Raw genomic sequence first — 13,232 nt, forward strand, 5'->3', positions numbered from 1 at the left:
ACTGCCATGGAACAAGTGTCATTCATCGTCTGGCGTGAAAGCGTGGAAGCCTTGCTGGTCATCGGCATTCTGTATGCCTGGCTGTGCCGCACGCCCCAGGGCCGCAAGGGCCTGCCGTGGCTGTGGGGCGGGGTGGCCGCCGGGCTGGCCCTGGCCGTCCTGCTGGCCTTGCTTCTGCTGGGCCTGTCGAGCTGGCTGGACGATACCGGGCAAGAGTGGTTCCAGGCCGGCATGAGCCTGGCGGCCAGCGCTTTGGTGGTGCAGATGGTGGTCTGGATGCGGCGCCATGGACGCACCTTGCGCCATGATCTGCAGCAGGGGCTGTCCGACGAGCTCGGCCAGGGGCGCCAATGGGGCGTGCTGGCGCTGGTCATGATCGCGGTGGCGCGCGAAGGCAGCGAGACCGTGGTGTTTCTGTACGGCGTGCTGTCCGCGGCCCCCCGGGACCAGAGTCTTTTGTCCCTGGTCCTGGCCGGCGCGGGCGGGCTGCTGGCTGCCATCCTGACATTCGCGGTCTTGCAATGGGGCGGGCGCATCATCACCTGGCGGCGCTTTTTCGCGCTGACCGAGGTTCTGCTGCTTCTGCTGGGCGCGGCCCTGCTGGTGTCGGCGACCGACAGGCTGATCTCCCTGGATGCGCTGCCGGCCCTGGTGGACCCGGTCTGGGACTCGTCCTGGCTGCTGGGCACCGACTCCGGGCTGGGCAAGCTGCTGGCCGATTTCGCGGGTTATCGGGACTACCCCGCGCTCAGCCAGGTGCTGATCTATGTCCTGTACATTCTTGCGGTCTGCTGGCTGCTGCGCGCGCGCAGCCCGCAAGCCGCCACGACGAGGGGAGCGACACGATGAGTGCTGCGCTGTCCGCCCGCCGCCCCTGGCCGGCTCGCCTGGGCGACTTCCTGCGCGATCATCAGCGAGCCATTCGCCGCATGCAGTGGCTGGTGGTGGCCGTCTACGCCGTCCTGCTGCTGGCGCCGGTGTTCCTGCCTTTGCCGGACCGCAGCGCGTCGATGTTCAACAACCTCACCGTGCTGGCGCAGTTCGCCTTCTGGGGCGTCTGGTGGCCGTTCGTGCTGCTGTCCATGCCGCTGATGGGGCGGACCTGGTGCGGCGTGTTCTGCCCGGAGGGGGCGTTGACGGAATGGGCCAGCCGGCATGGGCGGGGCGGGGCCATCCCGCGCTGGATGCGCTGGGGCGGCTGGCCTTTCGTCGCGTTCGCCTTGACCACGATCTATGGGCAGTTGATCAGCGTCTACCAGTATCCGCTGGCCGTGGCCTTGATCCTGGGCGGCTCCACCCTGGGCGCCATGGCGGTGGGCTGGCTGTATGGACGGGAGAAGCGGGTATGGTGCCGCTACCTGTGCCCGGTCAACGGCGTGTTCAATCTGCTGGCCAAGCTCTCGCCCTGGCAGTTCCAGGTGGATGGGCAGGCCTGGCGTCAGGCGGAGCGTCGCACGCAGAGCATCAATTGCGCGCCGCTGCTGCCGCTGCGCACCATGCAAGGGGCGGGGGACTGTCATATGTGCGGGCGATGCAGCGACTATCGCGGCGCGATCAGCCTGCGCTTGCGCTCGCCCGAGCGCGACATCCTGCAGGACTCCGCCGGCGGCGGCTGGCAGACCCTGCTGATCACGCTGGGCTTGATGGGTCTGGCGGTGGGCGCCTTCCTGTGGAGTGCCAGCCCCTGGTTCGTCGCCTTGAAGCAGGCGGCGGCCACCTGGCTGGTGGAGCGCGACATCATCTGGCCCTTGCTGGATACCGCGCCCTGGTTCCTTCTGACGCACTATCCCGAGGTGAACGACAGCTTCAGCTGGCTGGACGGCGCCGTCATCCTGGCATTCATCGGGGGGGCCTGCGTGGTGTGCGGCGGAGCAGTCCTGGCGGGCCTGGCGGCGGCCGACCGCGTCCTGCCGCGCGTACCGGGGGCGGGGCGCGCCTGGGAAGGCGTCAACAAGCTGGCGCTGGGGCTGATCCCCCTGGCCGGCGCCGGCGTCTTCCTCGGATTGACGGCCACCACCCTGACGCTGTTGCAGCACGAAGGCGTGGACACGGCCTGGGCGACCGCGGTCCGGCTGGCCATGCTGGCCCTGGCGCTGGCCTGGAGCCTGCGCCTGTGCTGGCGCCTGGCCGCGCGGCGCACGCCGTTGGCGGGACGGCGGTGGGCCGCCATGGCCTGTGTGGTCCTGGGCCTGCTGCCGTTTCTGGATGCCTGGCTGCTGTTCTTCCTGCGTTGGTGAAAACGCATCGGATGGCTGGACAATTTTTCGGGAATCACTCTATAATCAATGGCTTTTCCACGTTTTGGCTTTGCCTGGCCGCTTTTTTGCGGGCATTGACGGAATCAGGGGAAGAAAAAAAAACAAGTGCCTGTTTTTGGGTCTTACAAGTGCAGCCTGGTTGTTGGGCGGCCACCCACAGACATAAATTAATCGAGTAATTTCATGCCTAAAATGAAAACCAAGAAAAGCGCCTCTAAGCGCTTTGTGGTTCGTGGTAGCGGTTCCATCAAGCGGGGCCAAGCGTTCAAGCGTCACATTCTGACCAAGAAGACGACCAAGAACAAACGCCAACTGCGCGGCGCCGTCGAGGTTCACAAATCCGACGTCGCTTCCGTCAAGGCCATGATGCCTTTCGCTTGATTAGGGAGAACTCAACATGTCTCGAGTAAAACGCGGTGTAAACGCTCGCGCCCGCCACAAAAAAGTCATTGCCCAAGCCAAAGGTTTCCGCGGTCGCCGCGGCAACGTGTTCCGGGTAGCCAAGCAGGCAGTCATGAAGGCAGGCCAGTACGCCTACCGTGACCGCCGCAACAAGAAACGCGTGTTCCGCTCGCTGTGGATCACCCGTATCAACGCTGCTTGCCGTGAACTGGGCATCAGCTACAGCCAGTTCATCGCTGGCCTGAACAAGGCTTCCATCGCCCTGGACCGCAAGGTTCTGGCCGACCTGGCGGTTAACGACAAGGCCGGCTTTGCCGCCGTTGTTGCACAGGCTAAGAACGCTCTGGCTGCTTAAGCGGTATCCGACTGTATAGTTCGCAAACGGGGCCTTGGGGCTCCGTTTGTTTTTGGAAAGTAACACGCCATGACTTCCCCCCACGATGATCTGATCGCCCAGGCACGGGCTTTGTTCGAGCAGGCCCAGGACGCCGCTTCGCTGGAAAATGCCAAAGCCCGATTCCTGGGCAAGCAGGGCGCCATCACCACGCTGATGAAGGGCCTGGCGCAGATGGACCCGGAGCAGAAGAAAGCCGCGGGCGCCGGCATCAACGTGCTCAAGCGCGAAATCGAAACCCTGCTCAATGATCGTCGCGCCGCGCTGGCCGCCGCGGAACTGAACCAGCGCCTGGCCCAGGAGAAGATCGACGTGACGCTGCCCGGCCGCGGCCGCGGCACCGGCGGCATTCACCCCGTCATCCAGACCTGGCAGCGTGTGGAAGCCATTTTCCGTTCCATCGGTTTCGACGTGGCCGACGGCCCCGAGATCGAGGACGACTGGACCAACTTCACGGCCCTGAACAACCCGGAGAATCATCCGGCCCGGTCCATGCAGGATACGTTCTACGTCGACATGCAGGACGACCAGGGCCTGCCTTACCTGCTGCGCACTCATACCAGCCCCATGCAGGTGCGTTACGCCCGCATGAACCAGGCGCCCATCAAGGTCATCGCGCCGGGCCGCACCTATCGCGTGGACAGCGATGCCACGCACTCGCCCATGTTCCACCAGGTCGAAGGCCTGTGGATCGCCGAAGACATCTCCTTTGCCGATCTGAAGGGCGTCTACACGAACTTCCTGCGCGCCTTCTTCGAAAGCGACGACCTGGTCGTGCGCTTCCGTCCTTCCTTCTTCCCTTTCACCGAGCCTTCGGCCGAGATCGACATGATGTTCACCTCCGGTCCCAACAAGGGCCGCTGGCTGGAGATCTCCGGCTCCGGGCAGGTGCATCCCCAGGTCGTGCGCAACTTCGGCCTTGATCCCGAACGCTACATCGGCTTCGCCTTCGGCTCGGGGCTGGAGCGCCTGACCATGTTGCGCTATGGTGTCAATGATCTGCGCCAGTTCTTCGAGGGCGACCTGCGCTTCCTGAAGCAGTTCAATCGCTGATTCTTCCTTCGCACCGCTCGGCTCATTGCGTCCGGGCGGTTCCGGTACTCGCCGTTTTACGTTTCCATCTTCAGCATCATGTTATTTTCCGAATCGTGGTTGCGCCGCTTTGTGAATCCCAAGCTGGGCACCGAAGAACTGGGCCACCAACTCACCATGGCCGGCCTGGAAGTCGAAGATATCCAGGCGGCCGCGCCCGCATTCGACCAGGTGGTCGTCGGGCTGATCACCGCCATTGAAAAGCATCCGGACGCCGATCGCCTGCGCGTGTGCCAGGTTGACGACGGCTCGGGCCAGCTGCTGCAGATCGTGTGCGGCGCTCCCAATGCGGCGCAGGGCATCAAGGTGCCGGTCGCCCGCATCGGCGCGCAATTGCCGTGCGGCATGAAGATCGGCCCGGTGAAGATGCGCGGCGTGCAGTCCAGCGGCATGCTGTGCTCGGCGCGCGAACTGGGCCTGTCCCAGGACCACAACGGCCTGCTGGTGCTGGATCCCGATGCGCCCGTGGGGCAGTCCCTGCGCGAGTTGCTGGACCTGGACGATCAAATCATCGAACTGAAGCTCACGCCCAATCGCGCGGACTGCCTGTCCGTGCTGGGCGTGGCGCGCGAAGTGTCCGCCCTGACCGGCGAGGCGCTGACCCTGCCTGAATTCGCCGCCGCACCCGTCACCATTCAGGATCGCGTGCGCGTCACCGTGCACGATGCCGACCTGTGCGGTCGCTTCGGCGGCCGGGTCATCCGCGGCGTGAACGCCCGCGCCAAGACGCCGGACTGGATGAAGACCCGGCTGGAGCGCAGCGGCCAGCGGTCGATCTCCGCGCTGGTGGATATTTCCAACTACGTCATGCTGGAGCTGGGCCGTCCCACGCACGTGTTCGACCTGCAGCACGTGCAGTCCGGGATGGACGTGCGCTGGGCCCGCAAGGGCGAGCAGCTGGAGCTGCTCAGCGGCCTGAACGTGGAACTGGACACGGACGTGGGCGTGATCGCCGTGAACGACGTGCCCCAGAGCATGGCCGGCATCATGGGCGGGGAGCGAAGCTCGGTCACCCTGGATACCACGGACGTCTACCTGGAAGCCGCCTTCTGGTGGCCCGAGGCCATCATGGGCCGCGCCCGGCGCTACAAGTTCTCGTCGGACGCCAGCCATCGCTTCGAGCGCGGCGTGGACTTCGACACCATTCCACAGCATCTGGAACGCACTACCGCGCTGATCCTGGAAATCTGCGGCGGCCAGGCCGGCCCGCTGGACGATCAGATCATCGCCTTGCCCAAGCGCGAACCCGTCGCCTTGCGCCTGGAGCGCTGCCGCCGCGTGCTGGGCATCGCCCTGGAGCAGGCCCAGGTGGAAAGCATCTTCAATCGCCTGGGTCTGGAGTTCACCGTGTCCGACGGCGTGTTTACCGTGACGCCGCCGAGCTTTCGCTTCGACCTGAACATCGAAGAAGACCTGATCGAGGAAGTGGCGCGCATCTACGGCTTCGAGAATATCCCGGACCTGCCGCCCGTGGCGGCGGCGCAGATGCGCGTGCAGCCTGAATCGCTGCGCGGCCCGCACGCCTTGCGCGCCGTGCTGGCGGCGCAGGACTACCAGGAAGTCATCAATTTCTCCTTCGTGGAGGAATCCTGGGAAAAAGACATCAACGGCCAGGCCGATCCCATCCGCCTGCTCAACCCCATCGCCAGCCAACTGGCGGTCATGCGCTCCAGCCTGATTCCCGGCCTGCTGGCCAATATCGAACACAACGCCAACCGCCGCCAGCCGCGCGTGCGCGTCTTCGAGCTGGGCCGCGTGTTCATGCGCGACCCGGCCCAGGAAAACGGTCCTCTGGCCGTGGCCGGCATCCATCAGCCCAATCGCATCGCCGCGGCGGCCTGGGGGCCGGCCGTGGCCGAGCAATGGGGCCAGGCCGATCGCGACGTGGACTTTTTCGATGTCAAGCGCGATCTGGAGACGCTGCTGGGCCGTCGCGCCGCCGACGCCCGTTTCGAGGCGCAGGCCCATCCGGCGCTGCACCCCGGCCGCAGCGCCCGCATCCTGCTGGACGACCGGCCCATAGGCTGGATCGGCGAGGTGCATCCCCAATGGCTGAGCGTATTCGGCCTGAGCAAGGCCCCGGTGGTGTTCGAGGTGGACGTGGACGCCATTTCCCGCGACGCTGTCGTGCAGGCATCGGAAGTCTCCAGGCAGCCCGTGGTGCAGCGCGACCTGGCCGTCTGGGTGAGCAACGAGGTGGCCTATCAGGCCGTGCTCGATACCTTGAACGCCGTGCGCCGGACCGCGCCGCAGGCGGCCATCGTCAAGGACATCCAGTTGTTCGACGTCTGGCGCGACAAGAGCGATTCGGCCGAGAAGAGTCTGGCCATCCGCTTCTGGCTGCAGGACAGCGCCGCCACGCTGGATGACGCACGGGTAGAGCAGTGCATGCAGGCGCTGCTGGAGGCACTGGTGTCCGCGCATGGTGCGCGGGCGCGAGCATAAGGAGACACGATGAACGTAGATCGCACCCTGACCAAGGCGGATCTGGCCGAGCTGCTGTTCGAGCGCGTCGGCTTGAACAAACGCGAAGCCAAGGATATTGTGGATACTTTCTTTGCCGAGATCCGGGATTCCCTGGCCGACGGCGTGGAAGTCAAGCTGTCGGGCTTCGGCAATTTCCAGGTGCGGGACAAGCCGCCGCGTCCCGGGCGCAACCCCAAGACGGGCGAGGTCATCCCCATCTCGGCGCGCCGGGTGGTTACTTTCCATGCCAGCCAGAAGCTCAAGAGCGTGGTGGAGGGCGCCCCGGTGTCCCCCGAGGACGAGCAGGACTGAGCCCTGGTACGTTTGCGTACAGTTTTGCCTGACCAAACGTGTAAAATCACTCCTATTGTTGATGAGCATCAGTGGCCATGAGCACGAACGAAAAGACGGCAGCCCTACCTCCGATTCCCGCCAAGCGCTACTTCACCATTGGCGAAGTCAGCGAGCTTTGCCTGGTCAAACCGCACGTCCTGCGTTACTGGGAGCAGGAATTCACCCAGCTCAAGCCGGTCAAGCGCCGCGGCAACCGGCGTTACTATCAGCATCACGAAGTGCTGCTGATCCGCCGGATCCGCGGCCTGCTGTATGACGAAGGCTTTACCATCAGCGGGGCGCGCAACCGCCTGGGCGACGGCCCGGACGTCCCGTTCGACCAGGACGCCGCCGTGCGCCTGACGGGACAGGAAATGCAGGCGCTGCGCGCGGACCTGGGCCAGATCCAGTCCATGCTGGACAAGGCGCTGGAAATGACCGCGCCGAGCGCCGCTCAGTAAGGCCTCCCGCCAGGGCGGGTGGAGACAGGCCGGCCGCTGAGCCGGCCTTTTTCATGCCAGGAAGACCGTCATGAACTTGCGTAGTCAGGCGCTGCGGGCGCTGTTGATCGAGGACCCCGCCGCCAAGGTGGCGGCCGTGCGCGCCATTGCCCACGGCTTGCCGGTAGGGGCCGATCTGGACCTGGTCGAGCCGCCGGGAATCCCCGGCCGGCCCTCGGGCTTGCGATTCGTGCCGCCGCAGCAGGTGCCCAAGCGTTCCGTGAAGTCGCGCGAGGGCCGCGCGGCCTTGCTGCATTCGCTGGCGCATATCGAATTCAATGCCATCAACCTGGCGCTGGACGTGCTCTGGCGCTACCCCGGCCTGCCGGAGGCCTTCTACGCCGGCTGGCTGCAGGTGGCGGTGGAGGAGGCGCTGCACTTCGAGCTGCTCAGCGCCCGCCTGGCTGCGCTGGGCGTGAGCTATGGCGATCTTCCGGTTCATGACGGCCTGTGGGAGATGGCCGAGCGTACGCGTTCGGACCTGCTGGCGCGCCTGGCGCTGGTGCCCCGGACCCTGGAGGCGCGCGGGCTGGACGCCTGCCCCATCGTGCGCAGGAAACTGGCCGAGGCGGGCGACGACGAGGCTGCCGCCATCATCGACGTCATCCTGCGCGACGAGGTCGGCCACGTCGCCCTGGGCAATTACTGGTACAGGCGGGTCTGCCAGGAGCAGGGGCTGTCGGATTTCGAGACTTATGCAAGCTTGGCGGGGCGCTATCGGGCGCCGCGCCTGCGCGGTCCCTTCAATCGGCCCGCCAGGCTGGAGGCGGGCTTTACCGAAGCGGAAATCGACGAGCTGGAACGCCTGGATGAAGAGATCAGGAGCGGGCGGCCTGCGTAGCGTCGTTCTGGGCGGGCAGGGAGTCGAGCTGTCCGAAACTGACGATGCTGCCGATGTACAGCACAGGGCCTTCGGGGCTGCCGCTGTCCGAACCGCCATCGGCCTCCAGCGTCATTTCCAGGATCTGGTCGTCTTCCAGCGTGCCGATCAGGTTGGCCGGCACGGTGATGGGCCGGTTGGGATCGATCAGGCCCAGGGAGCGGATCTGGGCGGCGCGCGGCGAGTGGGTCCATAACTGCACGGCCTGGCCCGCCTTGACCTCGGTCCTGACCTTGGGCACCAGCAGGACGTTGCCCTGGGGATCGACCGTGACGATCCAGGCCGGCGTGGAGGATTGGCCCGGCGCCTGCAGAATGGCGGCCTGGCGCGGCTTCATTTCTATCATGGTGACGGGGGGCTCGGTATTGCGGGTGAGCAGCAGGGTCAGGCCCAGGCCGATCGCCGCCAGCACCGCCGCCGCCGTCACGACCATGCCACGGGAGATGCCTGGGCGCTTGCGAGCTTCCTCGCGCACGGGGGGCTGGGCCGTGGGTTCGGCGTGAGAGGGCAGGGGAGCGGCTTCCTTGACCGCCTTATCCTTTCTGGGCTTGTCTTTTTTGTCGGCCACGGACGCGTCCTGTGCCTGCCGCAAGGGCAGCGCAGAGCTGGCGCCGGGCTCGGGATCGGCCCGCAGCAAGGTCGGAAAAGGCGGCGCATGGGCGTCCAGATCTTCGGGGCGCGGCGCCGGCGTGGCGCTCCAGCGCGGCTCGGCCCGTTCCTTGGCGGCCGGCGCGGCGGCGCCTTCAGAGGCGTCTTTCGCGGACGGTTCGCTCTTGAGAGCCGGTTCCTGGCGGCGCGCTGCGGGGATTGCGCTGGTCTTGGCCGGCTGGGCGGCAGCCGGCGCGGGCGCCGCGCCGGCCTGGCGGCGAGCGGCGGGCGGAGGCAGGCCCAAGGTCTGGTGCACATGCGCCAGGCTGGTGGGCGCGGGCAGGACCGGCGTCAGGCAGTCGACCAGCTCCAGCCAGGCTTTCTCCCAGGCCAGGGCAAGGCGGGCGGCATCGTCGTTCTGCTGCATCAGGGCGTGCGCCTGGGCCAGTTCATGCTGGCTGAGCAGGCCCAGCGTGTATTCGCCGATCAGCAGGGCATGACGCGGGTCGACGCCGCGCTCCGTGCCCAGCAGCGGGCTGAGCTGTTGCAGGCCCTGCTGCACCAAGGCGCGCAATTGCGCCGGCGAGCGGTTCAGACGCGGCCCCAGCTGTTCGTAGCTGCTGCCGTGCAGGTAGGCCGAGATCATGGCGCGCTGGGTGGTGCCGTCCAGCCCCCCCAGGGCGGGAATGAAGACCTGCCCGGCGCGCGGCTGGATGGCCGGCAGGGCGGTGGCGGCGTCCTGCTGGCTGCTGCGCTGGCGCAGGCGGGCGATCAGGCGAAAGCGCAGGATGCTGTAGATCCAGGCCCGGGCTTCGCCCAGGTCGGGGTCGTAGCCGGCGGCATTCTTCCAGAGCAGCACGAAGGTGTCGCGCAGGACTTCTTCGGCGTCGATGCGCCGGCCCAGCACAGTCTGCCCCAGGGCCAGCATGGGCGGGGCCTCCTGGTCGTAGAGCAGGTCCAGCGCCAGGGCGTCCTGCGCGGCAAGCTGGGCCAGTGAAGAAGAATAGGAAAACGGGGAAGACGGCATGGATGGATTCTGCACTGTAAGGGTGACCATGGGCCGGACGCCCGCCATGGCGGCAGGCGCGGCCTGGCGCATTCAAGTTCTCAGGGAGGGGGAAAAGCCTCCTTTCGGACAAGATCGTATTGTATGCTTTTCGCTTCAAGCCCGAGGGTAACAAAGTGCAGAAACAGGGCGGGCGGGATATCCATCCAGGAGAATGAGCGTGATCGATCTAGAGTATTGCCGGGAGCTGGACCGCCAGGACGAACTGGCAGCCTTCCGGGACGAGTTCCAGTTGAACGAGGACCAGATCTATCTGGTCGGCAATTCACTGGGCGCCCAGCCCCGGGCGGCGGCGCAGCGCGCCGCCCAGGTGGTGGGGCAGGAGTGGGGACAAGGCCAGGTGCGCAGCTGGAACACGGCCGGCTGGTTCGACATGCCGCTGAGGCTGGGTGACCGGATCGCGCCGCTGGTGGGCGCGGCCCCCGGCGAAGTGGCGGTCACGGATTCCACCTCCGTCAACCTGTTCAAGGTGCTGGCCGCGGCGCTGCACATGCAGGCCGCCCATCCCGAGCGCCGCGTCATCCTGACCGAGCGCAGCAACTTCCCCACGGACATCTACATCGCCCAGGGGCTGGCCCGCTGGCTGGACCAGGGTTATGAAGTGCGCCTGATCGACGACCCGGACCAGATCGCCGGCGCGCTGACGCCCGAGGTGGCCGTCATGATGCTCACGCACGTGAACTATCGCACGGGTCGCCTGCTGGACATGCAGGGCCTGACCCGCCGCGCCCACGAGGCCGGCGCGGTGGCCATCTGGGACCTGGCGCATTCGGCCGGCGCCCTGGAAGTGGACTTGAACGGCTGCCGGGCCGACTTCGCCGTCGGCTGCACCTACAAGTATTTCAATGCCGGTCCGGGCGCGCCGGCCTTCCTGTGGGTGCCCAAGCGGCACCAGGACGCCTTCCGCAGCCCGCTGAGCGGCTGGTGGGCGCATGCGCGCCCCTTTGCGATGGAGCCGGGCTTCGAGGCGCATGAGGGCATACGCGCGGCTTTGTGCGGCACGCAGCCCATGGTTTCGCTGGCCTTGGTGGAGATCGGCGTGGACATGTTCGAGCGGGCCGGCATGGCCGCGGTGCGGCGCAAGTCCCTGGCCCTGACGGACCTGTTCATGGCGCTGGTGGAGCAGGAATGCGGCGTGGAACTGGCCCTGGTCAGCCCGCGCGAGCATGCCTTGCGCGGCAGCCAGGTCTGCTATGCGCATCCGCACGGTTATGGGCTGATGCAGGCCCTGATTCAGCGCGGCGTCATCGGCGATTACCGGGAACCGGATATACTTCGCTTCGGCTTCACGCCCTTGTATACCCGTTTCGAGGATGTCTGGCTGGCGGTGCGCATTTTGCGCGAACTGCTGACCCGGCGCGATTTCGACCTCGATCCCCAGCGAGCCGCTGTAACCTGATTCTGACCAGTCCGGCCGCCGGCGGACCCGTTCCGCCCGGCGCCGGCCCTCTGCTTGTGCCTCCTCGTCCTCCTTCCCTCGATGGTGCCTCCGGTAACTTCGGCACCCTGAAATCCCTCTTTCCTTATGTGTGGCGCTTCAAGAAGCGCGTCCTGCTGGCGCTGGCCTGCCTGGTGCTGGCCAAGGTGGCCACCGTCCTGATGCCCATCTACCTGAAGCAGGTGATCGACGCGCTGAGCCTGCCGGCCACGGTTCTGGTGCTGCCGGTGGCGGCGCTGCTGGGCTATGGCGCGGTGCGCCTGGCCTCCAGCGCCCTGGGGGAGGTGCGCGACGCCCTGTTCGCCCGCGTCACGCAAGGTTCGGTGCGCCTGATCGCCAATCATGTGTTCCGGCATCTGCTGGGCCTGTCGCTGCGCTTTCACACGGAACGCCAGACCGGCGGCCTGTCCCGCGACATCGAGCGCGGCACCAAGGGCATCAGCTTTCTGCTCAATTTCCTGGTCTTCAATATCCTGCCCACGCTGCTGGAGATCGCGCTGGTCTGCGGCATCCTGCTGTGGCGCTATGAGTGGCGCTTCGCGCTGGTGACATTGGGCACGATCGCCTGCTACATCGTGTTCACGCTGCTGGTGACCGAGTGGCGCATGCGCTACCGGCGCGCCATGAACGAGCTGGACAGCCGGGCCAATTCGCGCGCCATCGACGCCTTGCTGAACTATGAAACCGTCAAGTATTTCGGCAACGAGCAGTACGAGATGGCCCGCTACGACCAGAACATGGGGCAGTGGGTGGACGCCGCCGTGCGCAACCAGGTGTCGCTGAACATGCTCAACATGGGGCAGGCAGCCATCATCAGTGCGGGCGTGACCGCCTTGCTGCTCATGTCCGCGCAGGGCGTGCTGGCCGGACGCATGACGGTGGGCGATGTGGTGCTGGTGTCCGCCTTTCTGACGCAGTTGTACGCGCCCTTGAATTTCCTGGGCTTCGTGTACCGGGAGATCAAGAATTCGCTGGCCGACATGGAGCGCATGTTCGCCTTGCTGCGCCGCGAGCAGGAAGTGCGCGACGCGCCCCAGGCCCGCGAACTGGATTGCGCACAGGCCAGCGTGCGCTTCGAGGGCGTGAGCTTTGCCTATGACGCGCGGCGCGCCGTGATCGAGCATCTGAGCTTCGAGATCCCTGCGGGCAAGACCGTGGCGGTGGTGGGCTCCTCGGGCGCGGGCAAGTCCACCCTGTCGCGGCTGCTGTTCCGGTTCTATGACGTCACGGGCGGACGCATCCTGGTCAACGACGTGGACATACGCCAGTGGAGCCAGGAGAGCCTGCGCCGCCACATCGGCATCGTGCCGCAGGACACCGTGCTGTTCAACGACACCATTTTGCACAATATCGCCTACGGCCGTCCGCAGGCCAGCCGCGACGACATCGTGGCGGCCGCGCGCGCCGCCAGCATCCATGACTTCATCCAGGGCTTGCCGGACGGCTACGACACCGTGGTGGGCGAGCGCGGGCTGAAGCTGTCGGGCGGCGAGAAGCAGCGCGTGGCCATCGCCCGCACGCTGCTCAAGAATCCGCCCATCCTGATCTTCGACGAGGCCACCAGCGCCCTGGACACCCGCACCGAGCGCGCCATCCAGTCGCAGCTGAGCGAGATCGCGCGCGAGCGCACCACGCTGATCATCGCGCACCGGCTCTCGACCATCACGGACGCGGACCGGATCCTGGTGCTGGAGCGCGGCAGGATCGTGGAGCAGGGCACGCACGCCGAACTGCTGGAGCGCCAGGGCGCCTATGCGCGCATGTGGCATATCCAGCAAAGTCTCTAGGGGATAATTTGACCATATAGTACCAAAG

General features: G+C 66.4%; 12 protein-coding genes. 11 read left to right on the forward strand and 1 reads right to left on the reverse strand.

All coding sequences use genetic code 11. The features are described 5' to 3' along the window. The first annotated feature begins 6 nt into the window (after window positions 1–6). The 9 genes from ACF3ND_RS08685 (at window position 7) to ACF3ND_RS08725 (ending at window position 8,286) form a co-directional block, all read left to right on the forward strand. Window positions 7–849 carry an FTR1 family protein gene (locus ACF3ND_RS08685; RefSeq protein WP_394065675.1) on the forward strand — a complete coding sequence of 281 codons (843 nt, stop codon included), beginning with the start codon at window positions 7–9 and terminating at the stop codon, window positions 847–849. Further along, window positions 846–2,237: a 4Fe-4S binding protein gene (locus ACF3ND_RS08690; protein ID WP_394065676.1), complete on the forward strand. Its 1,392-nt coding sequence runs from the start codon at window positions 846–848 to the stop codon at window positions 2,235–2,237. The genes ACF3ND_RS08685 and ACF3ND_RS08690 overlap by 4 nt, the downstream gene beginning before the upstream one ends. Window positions 2,238–2,441: 204 nt before the next feature. After that, window positions 2,442–2,639, forward strand: coding sequence for a 50S ribosomal protein L35 (rpmI, locus tag ACF3ND_RS08695; RefSeq protein ID WP_394065677.1), 198 nt, complete (start codon window positions 2,442–2,444; stop codon window positions 2,637–2,639). A gap of 16 nt (window positions 2,640–2,655) precedes the next feature. Next, entirely contained in the window at window positions 2,656–3,015 is a 360-nt protein-coding gene (gene rplT, locus ACF3ND_RS08700; protein WP_394065678.1) for a 50S ribosomal protein L20, read from the forward strand. Window positions 3,016–3,084: 69 nt separating this feature from the next. Then, on the forward strand, window positions 3,085–4,107 hold the full coding sequence (gene pheS, locus ACF3ND_RS08705; protein ID WP_394065679.1) for a phenylalanine--tRNA ligase subunit alpha: 1,023 nt from the start codon (window positions 3,085–3,087) through the stop codon (window positions 4,105–4,107). A gap of 78 nt (window positions 4,108–4,185) precedes the next feature. Next, window positions 4,186–6,591 (forward strand): phenylalanine--tRNA ligase subunit beta, encoded by a 2,406-nt coding sequence (gene pheT / locus ACF3ND_RS08710; protein WP_394065680.1) that lies wholly within the window; start codon window positions 4,186–4,188, stop codon window positions 6,589–6,591. A gap of 9 nt (window positions 6,592–6,600) precedes the next feature. After that, entirely contained in the window at window positions 6,601–6,924 is a 324-nt protein-coding gene (locus tag ACF3ND_RS08715) for an integration host factor subunit alpha (protein WP_394065681.1), read from the forward strand. Window positions 6,925–7,001: 77 nt separating this feature from the next. After that, on the forward strand, window positions 7,002–7,406 hold the full coding sequence (locus ACF3ND_RS08720; RefSeq protein WP_394065682.1) for a MerR family transcriptional regulator: 405 nt from the start codon (window positions 7,002–7,004) through the stop codon (window positions 7,404–7,406). Window positions 7,407–7,476: 70 nt separating this feature from the next. Next, complete coding sequence (locus tag ACF3ND_RS08725; RefSeq protein ID WP_394065683.1) at window positions 7,477–8,286, forward strand: ferritin-like domain-containing protein; 810 nt, start codon at window positions 7,477–7,479, stop codon at window positions 8,284–8,286. Here the strand turns inward: ACF3ND_RS08725 and ACF3ND_RS08730 are convergent. Beyond that, the gene (locus tag ACF3ND_RS08730) at window positions 8,264–9,970 is read right to left on the reverse strand and encodes an anti-sigma factor domain-containing protein (RefSeq protein ID WP_394065684.1); all 1,707 of its coding nucleotides are present in this window, start codon (window positions 9,968–9,970) and stop codon (window positions 8,264–8,266) included. The genes ACF3ND_RS08725 and ACF3ND_RS08730 overlap by 23 nt on opposite strands. A 163-nt stretch (window positions 9,971–10,133) precedes the next feature. Here ACF3ND_RS08730 and kynU point away from each other — a divergent pair, with 163 nt between their 5' ends. Continuing rightward, complete coding sequence (kynU, locus tag ACF3ND_RS08735; RefSeq protein WP_394065685.1) at window positions 10,134–11,378, forward strand: kynureninase; 1,245 nt, start codon at window positions 10,134–10,136, stop codon at window positions 11,376–11,378. 50 nt (window positions 11,379–11,428) lie between these two features. Continuing rightward, window positions 11,429–13,204, forward strand: a complete 1,776-nt coding sequence (locus ACF3ND_RS08740; protein ID WP_394065808.1) for an ABCB family ABC transporter ATP-binding protein/permease — start codon at window positions 11,429–11,431, stop codon at window positions 13,202–13,204. Window positions 13,205–13,232: the final 28 nt, after the last annotated feature.

It is taken from the genome of Alcaligenes sp. WGS1538, assembly GCF_043187505.1.
GTDB lineage: Bacteria > Pseudomonadota > Gammaproteobacteria > Burkholderiales > Burkholderiaceae_B > Alcaligenes.